Genomic DNA, 16,875 nt, shown 5'->3' on the forward strand with positions numbered 1-16,875 from the left:
AAGCCGTCGACGTTCCAGAAGATGCCGACGTCCCCGAGGCTGCCGGTTCCCACCAGGCTCGCGCCGGGGAGACGGCTCGACACCGGGACAGCGGCAGCGCGGAGACGGAGCGACCGATCGCGCCCACCGCAGCAGTCGGGCCCACAGCAGCGGCCGGACCCACCCCGACCGCCCCGTCCGATGACGCGTCGGCAGACGCGTCCTCGCCCGCGTCGGCAGACCCGTCCGCTTCCGCGCCATCAGACCCGGCCTCCCCGCGCAGCGGGCTCGGCGGGGTCCTGCAGCAAGAGGACTTCTCGGTCGCCGGTGCGGTCGGCGGCCCTCGCGGCGTCGCCGAGTCGGTGCTGCCCACGCTGCTGTTCATCGTCGTGTTCGTCGCGAGCCGGTCGGTGATCGCGGCGTCCGTGACCGCGGTGGTCGTGGTCGCGGCTCTCCTGATCGTCCGCCTCGCGCAGCGTCAGAGCCCGGCGACCGTGCTCGGCGGGCTCATCGGGGTCGCCCTCGGCGCGGTGATGGCGATCCGCTCCGGCGACGGCACCGACTTCTATGCTCCCGGCATCGCGATCAACGCGGTCTCCCTGCTCGTGCTCCTCGTCTCCGTGCTCGCTCGCAGGCCGCTCATCGGTCTGCTGGTCGGTGTCCTCGATCCCCGGGTCGAGGACTGGGCGGCGGATCCCGATGCCCGCCGCGTCTACACCCGGGCCACGCTGCTGTTCGTCGGGCTGTATGCGGCGAAGCTGGCCGTGCAGGTCCCGCTGCTGCTGACCGGGCACGTCGCCGCGCTCGGTGTGGCGAAGCTCGCGATGGGGCTCCCGGCCTTCGCGGTCATCGCCTACCTGGTATGGCTCATGCATCGCGCTCTGCTGGGTCGCCGCGAGCAGCTCTGACAGCGTTCCCGGAGCGTGGTGTTCTCGGATCGGTCCGCCTGGTGAGACACTGGACCCGACGAGACTCCGCCCGGCACAGGCCGCGGTCGGAGAACATCACGAGACCGGGCAGCGGTGGTCCGCGAGGGCGCGCGCGCCCGTGGACGGAGAGGGAGCGGACGATGAGCATGGAGGCCGAGCCGATGTCGAGCACCCCCACTGCAGGCGGACGGCTCCTCACCCTGACCATCGGGCCTCCCGCCGCGGGCGGCACCTTCGTGGCCCGCCACGAGGGTCGAGTGGTGTTCGTGCGCGGGACCGCCCCGGGGGAGACCGTCACGGCCCGCCTCCTGGACGACCCCGAGAAGCAGGCCGACGCCCGGTTCTGGCGCGCCGAGGCCGTCGACGTGCTCGAGGCCGGCGTGGACCGCGTCCCGACCATCTGGGAGGAATCCTCGGTGGACGGCGTCGGCGGTGCCGAGTGGGCGCACATCGCGCTGCCCGCCCAGCGGCGCATCGCCAGCGAGGTGATGCAGGAGCTGCTGCGCCGCGCCGGAGTGACCAGCTATCCGATCGAGCAGGTGCAGGTCGAGCCCGCGCCCCACGACCTCGACGGCCTCGGCTCGCGCACACGGGTGCGCTTCGCCGTGGACGACGAGGGTCGGGTCGGGATGCGCGGATGGCGCTCGCACGACGTGCGCGACGCCGGGGAGAACCCCTTGGCATCCCCTGAGATCCGGGCCCTGCGGCTGGGGGAGTGGACCGCCCCCGAGGGGACCGAGGCCATCGACGCCGTCGCACCGTCCGCCGGCCCCGCCTCCGTGGTGCTGATCGGCCGCGACCTGGACCCGGCCTCCGTCGTCATCCCCGAGGCCTGGGGCGACGCGGACGTCGCCGTGCGCACCGGCCGCGGGCTGGTCCCGCTGCGCGGTGACGGCCTGGTGCACGAGCGCGTCGGCGAGCGTCTGTTCGCCGTCAGCGCCACCGGATTCTGGCAGGGGCACCGTCGCGCCGCCGAGCTGCTCAGCGAGGTCGTCGAGCGCACGTTGAAGGCACCGCACGGCGGCAGCGCCTGGGACCTCTACGGCGGGGTCGGCCTCTTCGCGGCCACCGCGGCCCAGCAGGTCGGGCCCGAGGGCACCGTGATCACGGTCGAGGGCAACCGACGGGCCTCGCAGCTCGCCGCCGAGAATCTCGAGGATCTGCCGCAGGTCTCCACCGCCACGGCCGACGTCGTCGACTGGGTGCGTGCCCGGCGCGGCGGCGTCGACGTCGTCGTGCTGGATCCGCCGCGCAGCGGCGCCGGGGCGGAGCTCATCGGCCTGCTCACCAAGAGCGTGCGCCAGCGCATCGTCTATGTGTCCTGCGAGCCCTCGACGCTCGCCCGCGACCTGGCCCTCGCGGAGAAGGCCGGCTGGAAGATCGTGGACCTGCGAGCCTTTGATCTTTTCCCGCATACGCACCACGTCGAGTCCGTGACGGTGCTCGAGCGCGCCTGAGTGCCGGAGCTCCGGAGCGACGGGGCGCCGGACGGGAACCGTCGTCGAATCGTCCGGGAAGGCCGTCCGGGAAGGCCGTCCGGGAGTGCCGTCGCGCCGTGGTAGACTTATCTTGACTTCAAGATATTTCCCGGGCGACCCCGGGGAGACGTCCCCCGGAGACCCCTGATCACCCCGCACCCCGCCCGTCCTCGCGACGGTCGCCGCGCCGGGCTGTCCGCAGCGGCGGACGAGCCTACGATGGTGGGGTCGCCCCAACCCAAGGAGTTCACCCCATGAGCACCGCCAACTCATTCTCTGCGAAGCAGGATCTCACCGTCGGTGGGACCGACTACGAGATCTTCGCGCTCGACGCCGTCGAAGGCGCCGACAAGCTTCCGTACAGCCTCAAGATCCTCCTCGAGAACCTGCTGCGCACCGAGGACGGTGCCAACATCACCGCCGACCACGTGCGGGCACTGGCGAGCTGGGACCCCGCCGCGGATCCGTCGATCGAGATCCAGTTCACCCCGGGCCGCGTGATCATGCAGGACTTCACCGGTGTCCCCTGCGTGGTCGACCTCGCCACCATGCGCGAGGCCATGCGGGACCTGGGCGGCGATCCCGAGAAGATCAACCCTCTCGCCCCGGCCGAGATGGTCATCGACCACTCCGTCATGATCGACGTCGCCGGGCGACTGGACGCGCTCGAGAAGAACATGGAGCTCGAGTACGAGCGCAACCGTGAGCGCTACCAGTTCCTGCGCTGGGGCCAGACCGCCTTCGACGACTTCAAGGTCGTCCCCCCGGGCACCGGCATCGTCCACCAGGTCAACATCGAGTACCTGGCCCGCACCGTCATGACGCGCGAGGTGGACGGCGTTCTGCGCGCCTACCCCGACTCCTGCGTCGGCACCGACTCGCACACCACGATGGTCAACGGCCTGGGTGTGCTCGGCTGGGGCGTCGGCGGCATCGAGGCCGAGGCCGCGATGCTGGGCCAGCCCGTCTCCATGCTCATCCCGCGCGTGGTCGGCTTCAAGCTGACCGGCGAGATCCCGCCGGCCGCGACCGCCACCGATGTGGTGCTCACGATCACCGAGATGCTCCGCAAGCACGGAGCCGTCGGCAAGTTCGTGGAGTTCTACGGCGAGGGCGTCACCCAGGTCCCGCTGGCCAACCGCGCCACGATCGGCAACATGAGCCCCGAATTCGGCTCCACCTGCGCGATCTTCCCGATCGACGACGTCACCGTCGACTACATGCGGCTGACCGGCCGCTCCGAGGAGCAGCTCGCGCTGGTCGAGGACTACGCCAAGCGCCAGGGCCTGTGGCACGACCCCTCCAAGGAGGCCGTGTACTCGGAGTACCTCGAGCTGGACCTGTCCACCGTGGTTCCCTCGATCGCCGGCCCGAAGCGTCCCCAGGACCGCATCGTGCTCACCGAGGCCAAGGAGTCCTTCCGGGAGGTCCTGCCGTCCTACGCCACCGGTCACCCGACGCCCGGCAACGGCGACGGCTCGTTCCCCGCATCGGACCCTGCCACCCCCGACTCGGACAACGAGTCCGGCGGTCAGGCGCCGACGCACCAGCATGTCGCCGGTCGGGCCTCGGACCCGGTCCAGGTCGCCGGCACGGACTACTCGATCGACCACGGCATCGTCTCGATCGCCTCGATCACGTCCTGCACCAACACCTCGAACCCGTCGGTGATGATGGCGGCCGGCCTGCTGGCCCGCAACGCCGCCGATCGGGGACTCACCTCGAAGCCGTGGGTCAAGACCTCGATGGCCCCCGGGTCCCAGGTCGTCACGAACTACTACACCAAGGCCGGTCTGTGGCCCGCCCTGGAGGAGCTCGGCTTCCACCTGGTCGGCTACGGCTGCACCACCTGCATCGGCAACTCCGGCCCCCTGGACCAGGAGATCTCCGACGCGATCGCCGAGAAGGACCTGGCCGTCACCGCGGTGCTCTCGGGCAACCGCAACTTCGAGGGTCGCATCAACCCCGACGTGAAGATGAACTACCTGGCCTCCCCGCCGCTGGTCATCGCCTACGCCCTCGCCGGCACCATGGACTTCGACTTCGAGAACGATTCCCTGGGCACCGACAAGGACGGCAACGAGGTCTACCTCCGCGACCTGTGGCCCAGCCCCACCGAGGTCGAGAAGGTCATCGCCGAGTCCATCTCCCAGGAGATGTTCACCGAGGACTACCGGGACGTCTTCACCGGCGACGAGCGCTGGAGGGGGCTCGACACCCCCGAGGGCGCCACCTTCGCCTGGGACGGCGAGTCCACCTACGTGCGCAAGCCCCCGTACTTCGAGGGCATGGGCCTGACCCCGGAGCCCGTCAGCGACATCGAGGGTGCGCGCGTGCTGGTCAAGGTCGGCGACTCGACCACGACCGACCACATCTCGCCCGCCGGCGCGATCAAGCTGGACTCCCCGGCCGGTCGCTACCTGCAGGAGCACGGAGTGGCCCGCAAGGACTTCAACTCCTACGGCTCGCGGCGCGGCAACCACGAGATCATGATCCGTGGCACCTTCGCGAACATCCGCATCAAGAACGAGCTGCTCGACGGCGTCGAGGGCGGATACACGAAGAACCTGCTGACCGGTGAGCAGGAGTTCATCTACGACGCGGCCCAGGCCTACGCCGAGAAGGACATCCCGCTGGTCGTCCTGGCCGGTAAGGAGTACGGCACCGGCTCCTCGCGCGACTGGGCGGCCAAGGGCACCAAGCTCCTCGGCGTCCAGGTCGTCATCGCCGAGAGCTACGAGCGCATCCACCGCTCGAACCTCATCGGCATGGGCGTGCTGCCCCTGCAGTACCCCGCCGGCGAGTCCGCCGCGTCGCTGGGACTGGACGGCACCGAGACCTTCTCGGTGACGGGCGTGACCGCCCTGAACGAGGGCACCACCCCGAAGACGGTCTCGGTCGTCGCCTCGAAGGAGGACGGCACCACGGTGGAGTTCGACGCGGTCCTGCGCATCGACACCCCCGGTGAGGCGGAGTACTTCCGCAACGGCGGCATCTTGCAGTACGTGCTGCGTCAGCTCGTCGCCGCCTGACCCGTCCAGGTCGGGAGCGGCACGGAGCCGCTTCCGACCTCGACACGGTCTTCGGCCGCTCGGGCAGTGACTGCTCGGCCTCCGCGCCCCGACCCCTCGTGGGTCGGGGCGCGCTGTCGTCCTGAGGGGTCGAGTCCGGATGGTTCCCGGTCCAGCAGGCGACGAGACGCGACCGAGAGCTTCTCGCATGCACCATTGCGCGCCCGCTCTGCACCGTGATGCACACCGCCGCTCCTGCCCGTGAAACCCCGGTGAAGATGTGCACAGATGTGACCATGCTGCCCGTCAGTACAGGTCAGGACGACGTACGCTGGTCGAGTCCCGTCCCCAGGCCGATGGAGGATCGCCCGTGTCGACGACCCGAGAGCATCCCATGCAGGAAGCCGTTGCCCTCCCCACTGCGGAGATGGCCGGCCCTCGCGCCGTGACGATCCCGGCGACGCTCGAGGAGCTGCGGGCACTGCCCGCCACGGACCTGCCCGGCCTCGCCCGCACCCTGAGGCGACGACTGGTCGAGATCACCTCGCGCACCGGAGGCCATCTGGGGCCGAACCTCGGCGTCGTCGAGCTGACCATCGCCCTGCACCGCGAGATCCGCTCCCCGCACGAGGCGATCGTCTTCGACACCGGCCACCAGGCCTACGTCCACAAGATGCTCACCGGGCGCGCAGACCTGCCCGGGCTGCGCACCGCCGGGGGAGTGTCCGGCTATCCCGACCGCGGAGAATCCGCGCACGACGTGGTCGAGAACTCCCACGCCTCGGGCTCCATCGCCTGGGCTCACGGCATCGACCGGGCGCACCGGCACGCCGGTGAGGAGGGCGTCTCCGTCGCCGTGATCGGTGACGGCGCCCTGACCGGCGGCGTCGGGCTCGAAGCGCTCAACGTGCTCGCCTCCGACACTGGTTCCCGCACGATCGTGGTGCTCAACGACAACACCCGCTCCTATGCCCCGACCGTCGGCGGCCTCGCCCACCATCTGGAGGCGCTGCGCGAGGGCTCCGTCGCCGCTGGCGCCGATGTGTTCACCTCTCTCGGCCTGACCTACCTCGGCCCGATCGACGGACATGACCACGTGGCCCTGGCCCGGGCGCTGGAGCTCTCCCGCGAGGCCGCCGAGGATTCCTCCCGGGCCGGGGTCGTGCTGCACGTGGTGACACGGAAGGGAGCGGGCTTCTCCCGCGCCGAGGACGATGTGATCGACCATTGGCACGCGACCGGTCCGTTCGAGCTGGAGCCGGCCCGTGAGCCGGATGTCGTTCTGCCCGGTGATGCTCCCGCCCGCGCGGAGACGGAGACGGAGACGGAGACCTGGACCTCCCGCGTCGGCACGGCGCTCCTCACTGCGGCCCGGGCCGACGACCGGGTGGTCGCCCTCAGCGCGGCGATGGTCGACCCGGTGGGACTGACCCCGCTGCAGCGCGAGATGCCCTCGCGCGTGATCGACGTCGGCATCGCGGAGCAGCTCGCCCTGGACACGGCCGCCGGCCTCTCCCGGGGCGGGGCGAAGCCCGTCGTCGGCCTGTACGCGACCTTCCTGAACCGCGCCTTCGACCAGCTGCTGCTGGATGTCGCCCTCCATGGGGAGGACGTCACGATCACTCTGGACCGCGCCGGAGTGACCGGTGACGACGGCCCCAGCCATCACGGCATCTGGGACCTCTCCGTGGCGGCGCAGATCCCCGGGCTGCAGGTGTGGGCGCCCCGAGACGCAGCCCGCCTGGACGCGGCGGTCGCCTCCGCCGTGGCCGTCGAGGGCCCCTCGCTGGTGCGCTATCCCAAGGGCGCCTGCCCGCCCGAGGTCCCGGCCCTCGCCGCCGTTCCCGCCGGGGACGTTCTCGCCGGGAACATCGAGGCTCCGATCGACGCCCTGATCCTCAGCGTCGGCGCCCTCGCCGATCGGGCCGTGGACGCCGCCAGAGCACGGAACGCGTCGAGCACTCCCGGCAACATCGTCGTCCTGGATCCGGTGCGCGCGCTGCCGATCACCGAGGACCTGCTGGACCTCGCCGCCCGGGCCCGGGCGGTCGTGACGCTCGAGGACGGCGTCGGGTCGCGAGGGATTGGGGCCGCGATCGCCCAGAAGCTCGGGGAACGTGCCACGGTGAGCGTTCCGACGCCTCCCGTGCGGACCCTCGGCGTGGCCCAGGAGTTCATCCCGCAGGCCAAGCGCGGCGCGATCCTGGCCGAGCAGGGACTGGACGCGGACGGCATCTCCCGGACCCTCGACGCGCTCCTGCGGTAGAGCGTCCGGCTTCCGGAGCCGAGACCGCGGGGCGCCGGGCCTCAGACCTGCGAGCTCCGCGGCGAGGGATCGTCGGACCGTGCGGTGAGGATGATCGGATCGCCATCGGTCACGTAGAGGGTGTGCTCGGCGTGAGCGCCGCGCGAGCCGTCGGCGGCGAGCTGCGTCCAGCCGTCGGTCTCGTCGACCACCAGATCGGCGGTGGTCGGGATCAGGAACGGCTCGACCGTGATGAGCTGACCGGCCACGAGCTCTGCGCCGCCGCCGGGGGTGCCGTGGTTCGGGACGAACGGCGCCTCGTGCATGGTCCGTCCCACGCCGTGCCCGCCGAAGCGGTCGTTGATCAGGTAGCCCAGGGATTGCGCCTCGTTCATCACCGCGTGCCCGATATCGCCCACCGTGGCCCCGGCACGCACCTGATCGATGCCCGCCCACATCACCTGCTCGGTGTCGCGGATCAGCTGCTGGTCCTCGGGGCGCGGCGTGCCCACGGTGATCGAGAGGCACGAATCGGCGACCCATCCCTCGACCTCGACCGCGAAGTCCAGGGAGAGCAGGTCGCCGTCAGCGAGCACACGATCGTAGGGGCGGCCGTGCAGCACGCCCTCGTTGACCGAGGTGCAGATGACGTACCCGAACGGGGAGGCGCCGAAGACGGGGTGATAGTCGATGTAGCAGCTCGTCGCCCCGGCCTCACGGATCAGCCGGTGGGCCTCGGCGTCGACCTCCAGGAGGTTCCAGCCGACGTCGACGACCTCGCGCAGGTGCGAGAGCACCGAGGCGACGAACTCGCCGGCGGGCCGCGCCTGGTCGAGGGTGGGCAGGTCGGCTTCCGCGGCGCGGCGGCGTCGTCCCAGGATCATCGTGCGCTCCTCTCGGGAGCAGTGGACGTGGAGGACCCGGCCGTGGTGTCGGCGACGGTCCCGGCCCAGTCCGGTCCGTCGACGCCGAGGGCGGGGGAGTCCCAGGTGTACAGCGAGACGGCCACCCAGGCGATGCCGGCGGCGAACAGGCCGGCACCGAGCATGTGGAAGCCGACGAGCAGCTCGGGCAGGCCCGTGAAGTACTGCGTGTAGCCGATCAGGGCCTGGAACGCGGTGACGCCGACGAGCCCCCAGGCGGCCCGGCGTGCGGGGCGCTGGGCCCCGATCAGGTGCAGCGCGATGAGCAGCCCGACGAGCAGGCCGCAGAACAGCATCACGGCGTCGGCGTGCAGCCACGAGATCGTGCGGGGGTCGAACGGGAGCCGCTCGGGGTGGACGTCGTCCCCCGAATGCGGACCGGTGCCGGTGACCAGGGTTCCGAGCACGAGGATCGCGAAGCCGATGACGCCCAGGGCCCAGCTCATCCAGTGCATCGCAGCGGGCACCACGGAGCGCCTGCGGGCGGCGTCGCCGTCGTACAGCCGGTACAGGAGCAGCGCGGACAGGGCCACGAGGACGGGGGAGATGAGGAAGTGCGGGCTGACGACACCCGGGTGGAGGTCCGCCTTGACGACGACCATTCCGACGATCGCCTGCAGGGCGGTGCCCGCCAGCGGTGTGAGGGCGAGCCACAGCACGGCCCGACCCTTGTGGCGCAGCCACAGCAGGGCGATCAGCAGCAGCGCCACGGCGAAGACGCCGAGCACCCCGGTGAGCGTCCGGTTGCCGAACTCGATGAAGGGATGGATCCCGGATTCCATCGTGAGCTCGGGGGTGAACTGACCGGGCTCGCAGTTCGGCCAGGTCGAGCAGCCCAGTCCGCTGCTGGTCAGCCGCACGACGCCGCCGGAGACGATGATCCCGATCTGGCAGACGAGGTTCCCCCAGAACACGACTGCCGCGATCCGGGCGCGGGCGGTCGGGGAGAGTCCGAGGGTGCGTTCTCCGGACAGCGACATCCGCCCGACGCGCTCTATCCGAGGGGAGGTGGCCGTCTGCTCGTCGGCGACGGACGGAGAATCGTTCATGGTTCCGATTGTAGGAACCTCCCCTGGGGTTCCGGTGATCGCGGCGATCCCTTTCACATCTGCGGCTCAGATCTGCGGCGGCACGATCAGACCGAGGTCCAGCGGAACCAGCGCGCCACCGCGAGGCTGCCGCCGGCCGCCCACAGCATCAGCACGATGATCGAGCCGCCGGTGACGTCGCCGCCGGCGAGGCAGGCGCGCAGGAGTTCGCCGAGCGCCCCGGAGGGCAGCAGATCGACCAGGCCGTGCAGCAGTCCGGGATAGCTCGAGGTGGGGAAGGCGATTCCGCCGGCGGCGACCAGGATCACGAATACGAGGTTGGAGACGGCGAGCACGGCCTCGGTGCGCAGGAGCCCGGCGACCAGCAGCCCGAGCGATCCGAAGGCGATGGTGCCCAGGAGCCATACCGGGACCACGGCGAGCAGTTCGAGGGCGCCGGGTCGCCAGCCGAGGATCATGGCCAGCAGCCCGAGCACGAGCACCTGGACGACGTGCACGAGCAGGGTGGCGAGGATCTTGCCGGCGAGGTAGCCGTCGCGTCCCAGCGGGGTGGTCGCCACCCAGCGCAGCACCCCGTTGCGCCGGTCGAAGCCGGTCTGGATCGCCTGGGAGGTGAAGGACGTCGAGATCAGGGCGGTGCCCAGGGTCGCGGCGAGCGCGGTCTCGATGGGCTGCGCTCCCTCGAGGCGACCGATCGGCAGCAGGCGCAGTCCGATCAGCACCATCGCGGGCAGTGCGATCGCGACCATCAGCTGTTCGCCGTTGGAGAGCAGGATGCGGGCCTCGAGCGCGGTGTGGGCGAGGACCCGGCGGATCCGCGGGGCCGGTGCCGGTCGCCGGGCAGCGGGACGGGCCGGATCGGCGGATCGGGCCGGATCGGCGGGAGCGGGCGAGGTGGATCCCTGCTCGGGCGAGGTCGTGCTCATCGGGACATCCCTTCCTGCGTGACGGCGTCCTGGCCCTGCTCGCCGTCGTCCTGGCCGTGCTCGATGTCAGCCTGCGGCGCCATGAGGTCCAGCAGGACGGCTTCGAGGTCCGCGGCACCGGCGCCGGTGATCTCGAGCCGGGCCCCGTGGCGGGCGGCCGCGGCGGCCAGGTCCGCCTCGAGGGCGGGGACGGCGGCAGGATCCACGCCGTGGGCTACCGCTCGGACCGAGACGACTCCCTCGTGCTCGCGATGGGCGGTGATGACGTCCTGGACCGAGCCGGAGGCGACCGTGCGGCCGCCGGCGATGACGCATACCGCATCGGCGAGGCCGACCACGTCGTCCATCATGTGCGTGGTCAGGACCACGGCGCTGCCGGTGTCCGCCAGCGAACGGATGAGGTGCCGTACGCGTCGACGGATGGCGGGGTCCATCCCGGCCGTCGGCTCGTCCAGGAAGATCAGCTCGGGGCGCCCCACGATGGCGAGCGCAAGTGCCAGACGCTGACGCTGGCCGCCGGACAGGCGCCGCACGAGGGTGTCGGCGAACTCGTCGATGCCGAGATGCTCGGCGACCTGGTCCACGTCGAGCGGGTCTGCATGCAGGCTCGCGCCGTAGCGCAGCAGCTGCATCGCGCGGGAGCCCGACGCCAGACCGCCGTCCTGGATCATCACCCCGACGCGGGCCCGGTGCTCGGGACCCGCGTTCCAGGGGTCTCGGCCCAGCACCTCCACGGTGCCGCCGCTCGCCCGCAGCAGTCCGGTCGCGCAGGACACGGCGGTGGTCTTGCCCGCTCCGTTGGGTCCCAGCAGGGCGGTCACCTCGCCCCGCAATGCAGTGAGCGTGAGGCCGTCGAGGGCTCGGACGGGACCGTAGGAGTGCGTGAGGTCCTCGATGCGCAGCGCCGTGGGGGGAGTGCTCGCAGGAGCGGTGATGTCGTCTGTCATGGCGAACCCATCGTAGGCGCGACCACCTGCGCGGCGCGCAGGGCCCGCCGGACCGGTGGGCGCCCCGCCACCGGGACGGGCGGCGGGGCGCGTGGTGCGGCGTGAGCGGCGCGGCGTCGGCAGCGCGATGGTCGCCGTGTTCACCGCTCCGCGTCAGCGGCCGACGACGTGCAGCGGCGTGTGGTCAGGGTCGACGACCTCGGCCGCGAGCGGGGCCAGGGGAGCGGTGCCTCCGTCTCCCCAGGTGTTCGTGGGGAGACGGTCGCGGTCGTGCGCATCCAGCAGGGGAGTCAGGTCCGGGCCGAGCGGCACCACCTGGGTGGGGTTGATGTCGGTGTGCACCACGTAGTAGTGCTCCTTGATCTGCTGGAAGTCGACGGTGTCGCCGAAACCGGGGGTCTGGAACAGGTCCTTGGTGTAGTTCCACAGGTTCGGCATGGAGGCGAGCGTCTGCCGGTTCGCCTTGAAGTGGCCGTGATAGACGGCGTCGAAGCGGATCAGGGTGGGGAACAGCCGCACATCGGCCTCGGTGATCGAGGGGCCCATCAGGTACCGGCTGCGGGACAGTCGCTCCTCGAGCTCGTCCAGGGCGGACCAGAGCTCACCGAACGCCTTCTCGTAGTCCGCCTGGCTGCCGGCGAAGCCGACCTTGTAGACCCCGTTGTTCACCCGGTGGAGCATCCAGGTGCTGAGGGCGTCGATCTCCTCGCGCTGCGCCTCGGGGTAGAGGTCGGGGGCGCCCTCGCGGTGCAGCTCCGTCCACTGCGTGGCGAAGTCCAGGGTGATGCGCTGGAAATCGTTGGTGACGACGGCCTTCGAGGGGATGTCGACGATGGCGGGGACCGTGATGCCGCGCGGGTAGTCGGGGAAGCGGGCGAAGTAGGCCTGCTGGAGGCGCTCGTAGCCGAGCACGGGGTCGACAGCGCCCTCGTCGAGGTCGAAGGTCCAGGAGCGCTTGTCGTGGGTGGGGCCGGGCATGCCGACCGAGAGGGCATCCTCGAGACCGAGCAGCCGCCGGGAGATCAGGGTCCGATTCGCCCATGGGCAGGCGCGAGCGGCGATGAGGCGGTAGCGGCCTGGCTCCACGGCCCAGCCGTCGCGGCCGTCGCGGGTGATCCGGTCGGAGATGTAGGACATGTCGCGGTCGAAGGGCTTGCCCTTGTGGACGTAGGAGCCCTCGGTGGAATGCTCTGCGGCGGTGCCGTCGCGGTCGGTGGTGCTGTCCTGCGTGGTCATGTGCTTCCTTCCTCGCTCTCGTGAGCTCGATCGCTGATACGAGCAGGATAGTTGAAACTGGCATTAATTGGAAGCGGGGCGGGATGCATGGTGGGGATCGGGACTCGGGGGCTGGTTCGAGGACGTGGTCGAGGGCATGGTCCGGGCGTGGTCGAGAACGTGGCCGGAGGTGCGCTCGGAGGCAGGCGCGGGCGCGGTTCGCGCTGGCGGCGATCACCCTGATTTCGCAGGTTAGGGCACCCTTGGTGCCGTGCGGCACACCGCCTCCACCGGTATTTGGCAAGCCATCTGTTGTAAAATGAAATCCGGTCGATGGAAGAGGGTGATGCACCGATGACAGTCTCGGATCTGGATCCAGCCGGCCCGCACGCCACGCGGGACCGACTCGTCGAGGCGATCTCTGCGCACGGACCGATCACCGCCCGCCAGCTCGCGGAGCGTTTCGGCCTCACGAGCGCGGCCGTGCGCCGCCATCTCGCGGCCCTCGAGGCCGACGAGGTCATCGCCGAGCACGACATGCCCGTCGCGCACCGCGGCCGCGGTCGCCCGAGCAAGGCCTTCGTGCTCACGAAGTTCGCCCACGAGGGCTACACGGGCGGGTACGACGAGCTCGCGGCGATGGCTGTCGCCGAGCTCGCCCGGCTCGGAGGCGACGATGCGGTGAGCCGCCTCGCCGACCGACGGGTCGCCGACTGGGAGTCGAAGCTCGCACAGGTGGTCGCCGACCGCGAGGCGGCAGGGGAGACGGTGACGCTCGTCCGCAAGGTCGAGCTGCTCGCCGAGCTGCTCACGTCACGCGGGTACGCCACCACGGTGCGTCCGCTGCATGTCCCGCTGCCCACCCCGAGCACGCGATCAGGGAGCAACCCCCGTACGCTCGTGACGGCACAGCTGTGCCACGGACGCTGCCCCGTCCTCGACGTCGCCGCAGATCATCCCGAGCTGTGCGAAGCAGAGACCCGCGTCGTCTCCCGAATCGTCGGAGCCCCCGTCCAGCGCCTCGCCACCCTGGCGCAGGGCGCCCACGCCTGCACGACCCACATTCCGCTCACCGAGGGAAGGACACCATGACGACAGCACCAGAAAAGCTGACCCAGGACGAGATCATCGACTCCGTGGGCCAGTACGCCTACGGATGGCACGACGAGGACTCAGCCGGCGCCAGCGCTCGCCGAGGCCTGAGCGAGGACGTCGTGCGCGACATCTCCGCGCGGAAGGACGAGCCGGAGTGGATGCTCGAGCGTCGACTCAAGGCCCTCAAGCTGTTCTACAAGAAGCCGCTGCCCACCTGGGGACCGGACCTGTCCGGCATTGCGTTCGACCACATCAAGTACTTCGTGCGCTCGACCGAGAAGCAGGCCACCTCCTGGGAGGACCTGCCCGCGGACATCAAGGAGACCTACGACCGACTCGGCATCCCCGAGGCCGAGAAGCAGCGTCTCGTCGCCGGCGTCGCCGCCCAGTACGAGTCCGAGGTCGTCTACCACCAGATCCGTGAGGACCTGGAGGAGCAGGGCGTCGTCTTCCTGGACACCGACTCCGCGCTCAAGGAGTACCCGGAGCTGTTCAAGGAGTACTTCGGCACCGTCATCCCCTCGGGGGACAACACCTTCTCCGCGCTGAACACGGCGGTCTGGTCCGGCGGCTCCTTCGTGTACGTCCCCAAGGGCGTCCACGTCGAGATCCCGCTGCAGGCCTACTTCCGGATCAACACCGAGAACATGGGCCAGTTCGAGCGCACGCTGATCATCGCCGACGAGGGCTCCTCGGTGCACTACGTCGAGGGCTGCACGGCGCCGATCTACAAGTCGGACTCCTTGCACTCGGCCGTCGTCGAGATCGTCGTGAAGAAGGACGCCAAGGTCCGGTACACGACCATCCAGAACTGGTCGAACAACGTGTACAACCTGGTCACCAAGCGCACCACGGTCGAGCAGGGCGGCTCCATGGAGTGGGTCGACGGCAACATCGGCTCGAAGGTCACCATGAAGTACCCGGCCGTCTGGCTGATGGGCGAGCACGCCCGTGGCGAGACCCTGTCGATCGCCTTCGCGGGCGAGGGGCAGAACCAGGACACCGGCTCGAAGATGGTCCACATGGCTCCGCACACCACGAGCTCGATCGTCTCCAAGTCGGTCTCGCGCGGCGGCGGTCGTACGTCCTACCGCGGCCTGGTCCAGGTCATGCCCGGTGCCGAGCACTCCGCCTCCACCGTGCTGTGCGATGCGCTGCTGGTGGACCAGATCTCGCGCACCGACACCTACCCCTACGTCGACGTGCGCGTCGACGACGTCCAGATGGGTCACGAGGCGACCGTCTCGAAGGTCTCCGAGGAGCAGCTCTTCTACCTGATGAGCCGTGGCATGGAGGAGACCGAGGCGATGGCCATGATCGTGCGCGGGTTCATCGAGCCCATCGCGCGCGAGCTCCCGATGGAGTACGCCCTCGAACTGAACCGCCTGATCGAGCTGCAGATGGAAGGAGCAGTCGGTTGATGACCACCGCAGACCTCAAGGGTGCCGAGACCGTGGGAGATCCCGCGGCCAATGAGAACGTCGGCCACGCCGCCGGCGCGGCGCCCGTCGCCGCCCAGACCGCGCTGGACGGGGTGGACACCACCTCCGCGCCCGAGCTCGAGGACGAAGCCCTCGCCCTCCCGGACGAGAGCACGCCGGCCCGCGCCGCTCTGAACCGCGGCGCCCGCAAGCGCTCGTTCGAGCTCGGCGAGCATCCCCGCCCCAAGAGCGACATCGAGGAGTGGCGCTTCACCCCGCTGCGCCGCTTCGCGCCGCTGTTCGAGGACGCCGCGACCGACGACCGCGAGGGCGATCCGGCCCTCAGCTACGACGTCACGGTTCCCGAGGGTGCGCCCGACGTCGCCACCCTCGCCCCCGGCGAGGCGCCCCGTGGCACCGCACTGGTTCCCGAGGACCTCCCCACCGCGATCGCCTCGGCCCGCACCGAGCAGGCGCTGTACCTGGTGGCTGCGAAGAATGCGGCCTACGAGGCACCGTTCCAGGTCGAGGTGGCCGGGCGCGGGGCGGACCGGCGCGGCAACGCCCACATCGTGCTGGAGACGAAGGAGTCGTCCTCGGCGACCTTCGTGCTCAACCACACCGGTTCCGCGCAGTACGCGCAGAACGTCGAGATGATCGTCGGCGACAACTCGCAGATGACCGTCATCACCCTGCAGGACTGGGACGACGACGCGCTGCACATCTCCACGCACCACGCCCGCGTGGGGCGTGACGCGAAGATCAAGCACATCGTGGTCTCGCTCGGCGGCAGCGCCGTGCGCGTCAACGCGATCGGCGAGTTCGCAGCTCCCGGTGGCGAGGTCGAGAACATCGGGCTGTACTTCTCCGATGAGGACCAGTTCCTCGAGCACCGCCTGTTCGTGGACCATGCGGCCCCGAACTGCACCTCCAACGTGGCCTACAAGGGCGCGTTGCAGGGGAAGAAGGCACGCTCCGTGTGGGTCGGCGACGTGCTGATCCGCAAGGAGGCCGAGGGCACCAACACCTATGAGCTCAACCGCAACCTGATTCTCACCGAGGGCGCACGCGCCGACTCGGTGCCGAACCTGGAGATCGAGACCGGAGAGATCGAGGGAGCCGGCCACGCCGCCGCCACCGGTCGCTTCGACGACGAGCAGCTCTTCTACCTGCGTGCCCGCGGGATCCCCGAGCTCGAGGCCCGCCGCCTGGTCGTGCGAGGCTTCTTCGCCGAGCTGATCCAGCGGATCGACGTCCCGGAGATCCGGGAGCACCTCTCCGCGTCCATCGAGTCCGAGCTCGCCCGGAGCATGAACTGATGTCGGACGCCTTCGTCCCCGTCGCCACCCTGGACTCCCTCGCCCCCGGCGAGGCGGTCGATGTCGTCGCCGGCGGCGTCGAGATCGCCCTGGTGCGCGCCGAGGACGGCGGCGTCCATGCCGTCGAGGACATCTGCTCGCACGACGAGATCGCGCTGAGCGATGGCGACGTCGAGGGATGCACCATCGAGTGCTGGAAGCACGGCAGCCAGTTCGACCTGGTCACAGGTCGTCCTCTGCAGCTTCCGGCGGTCCTCCCCGTGCGGGTGTTCCCCGTGCGCATCGACGAGAGCAGCGGCGAGATCCTCGTGGATCCGACCGCAGCACCCGCCACCTGA

13 protein-coding genes are annotated in these 16,875 nt (G+C 70.4%); 8 read left to right on the forward strand and 5 right to left on the reverse strand.

Features of this window, described 5'->3' with window-relative positions; all coding sequences use genetic code 11:
• From ACT3UL_RS02510 to ACT3UL_RS02525, 4 genes are all read left to right on the forward strand, one after another.
• A partial coding sequence (locus ACT3UL_RS02510) for a DUF3159 domain-containing protein (RefSeq protein ID WP_444576556.1) occupies positions 1-887 on the forward strand: 887 nt, incomplete at its 5' end.
• Between the two features lie 161 nt (positions 888-1,048).
• Positions 1,049-2,365, forward strand: coding sequence for a class I SAM-dependent RNA methyltransferase (locus ACT3UL_RS02515; protein ID WP_444576557.1), 1,317 nt, complete (start codon positions 1,049-1,051; stop codon positions 2,363-2,365).
• A gap of 275 nt (positions 2,366-2,640) precedes the next feature.
• Positions 2,641-5,418 carry an aconitate hydratase AcnA gene (acnA, locus tag ACT3UL_RS02520; RefSeq protein WP_444576558.1) on the forward strand — a complete coding sequence of 926 codons (2,778 nt, stop codon included), beginning with the start codon at positions 2,641-2,643 and terminating at the stop codon, positions 5,416-5,418.
• A 349-nt stretch (positions 5,419-5,767) separates the two neighbouring features.
• Positions 5,768-7,663 (forward strand): 1-deoxy-D-xylulose-5-phosphate synthase, encoded by a 1,896-nt coding sequence (locus ACT3UL_RS02525; RefSeq protein ID WP_444576559.1) that lies wholly within the window; start codon positions 5,768-5,770, stop codon positions 7,661-7,663.
• 41 nt (positions 7,664-7,704) lie between these two features.
• On the opposite strand, the gene map is transcribed toward ACT3UL_RS02525, so the two are convergent.
• The 5 genes from map to ACT3UL_RS02550 all read right to left on the reverse strand — a co-directional run bounded on the left by map (position 7,705) and on the right by ACT3UL_RS02550 (position 12,723).
• Complete coding sequence (gene map / locus ACT3UL_RS02530; RefSeq protein ID WP_444576560.1) at positions 7,705-8,526, reverse strand: type I methionyl aminopeptidase; 822 nt, start codon at positions 8,524-8,526, stop codon at positions 7,705-7,707.
• Complete coding sequence (locus ACT3UL_RS02535) at positions 8,523-9,614, reverse strand: COX15/CtaA family protein (protein WP_444576561.1); 1,092 nt, start codon at positions 9,612-9,614, stop codon at positions 8,523-8,525. The genes map and ACT3UL_RS02535 overlap by 4 nt, the downstream gene beginning before the upstream one ends.
• Before the next feature lie 86 nt (positions 9,615-9,700).
• Positions 9,701-10,540 carry an ABC transporter permease gene (locus ACT3UL_RS02540; RefSeq protein ID WP_444576562.1) on the reverse strand — a complete coding sequence of 280 codons (840 nt, stop codon included), beginning with the start codon at positions 10,538-10,540 and terminating at the stop codon, positions 9,701-9,703.
• Complete coding sequence (locus ACT3UL_RS02545; RefSeq protein ID WP_444576563.1) at positions 10,537-11,487, reverse strand: ABC transporter ATP-binding protein; 951 nt, start codon at positions 11,485-11,487, stop codon at positions 10,537-10,539. Before ACT3UL_RS02545 ends, ACT3UL_RS02540 begins: the two co-directional genes overlap by 4 nt.
• Before the next feature lie 153 nt (positions 11,488-11,640).
• Complete coding sequence (locus tag ACT3UL_RS02550; RefSeq protein ID WP_444576564.1) at positions 11,641-12,723, reverse strand: glutathione S-transferase family protein; 1,083 nt, start codon at positions 12,721-12,723, stop codon at positions 11,641-11,643.
• Between the two features lie 333 nt (positions 12,724-13,056).
• Between ACT3UL_RS02550 and ACT3UL_RS02555 the strand changes: the two genes are divergently transcribed.
• Genes ACT3UL_RS02555 through ACT3UL_RS02570 form a run of 4 tightly spaced genes read left to right on the forward strand, consistent with a single transcriptional unit; the run spans position 13,057 to position 16,875 of the window.
• On the forward strand, positions 13,057-13,794 hold the full coding sequence (locus tag ACT3UL_RS02555; RefSeq protein WP_444576565.1) for a helix-turn-helix transcriptional regulator: 738 nt from the start codon (positions 13,057-13,059) through the stop codon (positions 13,792-13,794).
• Complete coding sequence (sufB, locus tag ACT3UL_RS02560; protein ID WP_444576566.1) at positions 13,791-15,218, forward strand: Fe-S cluster assembly protein SufB; 1,428 nt, start codon at positions 13,791-13,793, stop codon at positions 15,216-15,218. The genes ACT3UL_RS02555 and sufB overlap by 4 nt, the downstream gene beginning before the upstream one ends.
• A complete protein-coding gene (gene sufD / locus ACT3UL_RS02565) occupies positions 15,218-16,537 on the forward strand; it encodes a Fe-S cluster assembly protein SufD (protein WP_444576567.1) in 1,320 nt (439 codons plus the stop codon). The genes sufB and sufD overlap by 1 nt, the downstream gene beginning before the upstream one ends.
• The gene (locus ACT3UL_RS02570) at positions 16,537-16,875 is read left to right on the forward strand and encodes a non-heme iron oxygenase ferredoxin subunit (protein WP_444576568.1); all 339 of its coding nucleotides are present in this window, start codon (positions 16,537-16,539) and stop codon (positions 16,873-16,875) included. The genes sufD and ACT3UL_RS02570 overlap by 1 nt, the downstream gene beginning before the upstream one ends.

This window comes from Brachybacterium sp. 107 (genome assembly GCF_052379725.1).
Lineage (GTDB): Bacteria > Actinomycetota > Actinomycetes > Actinomycetales > Dermabacteraceae > Brachybacterium.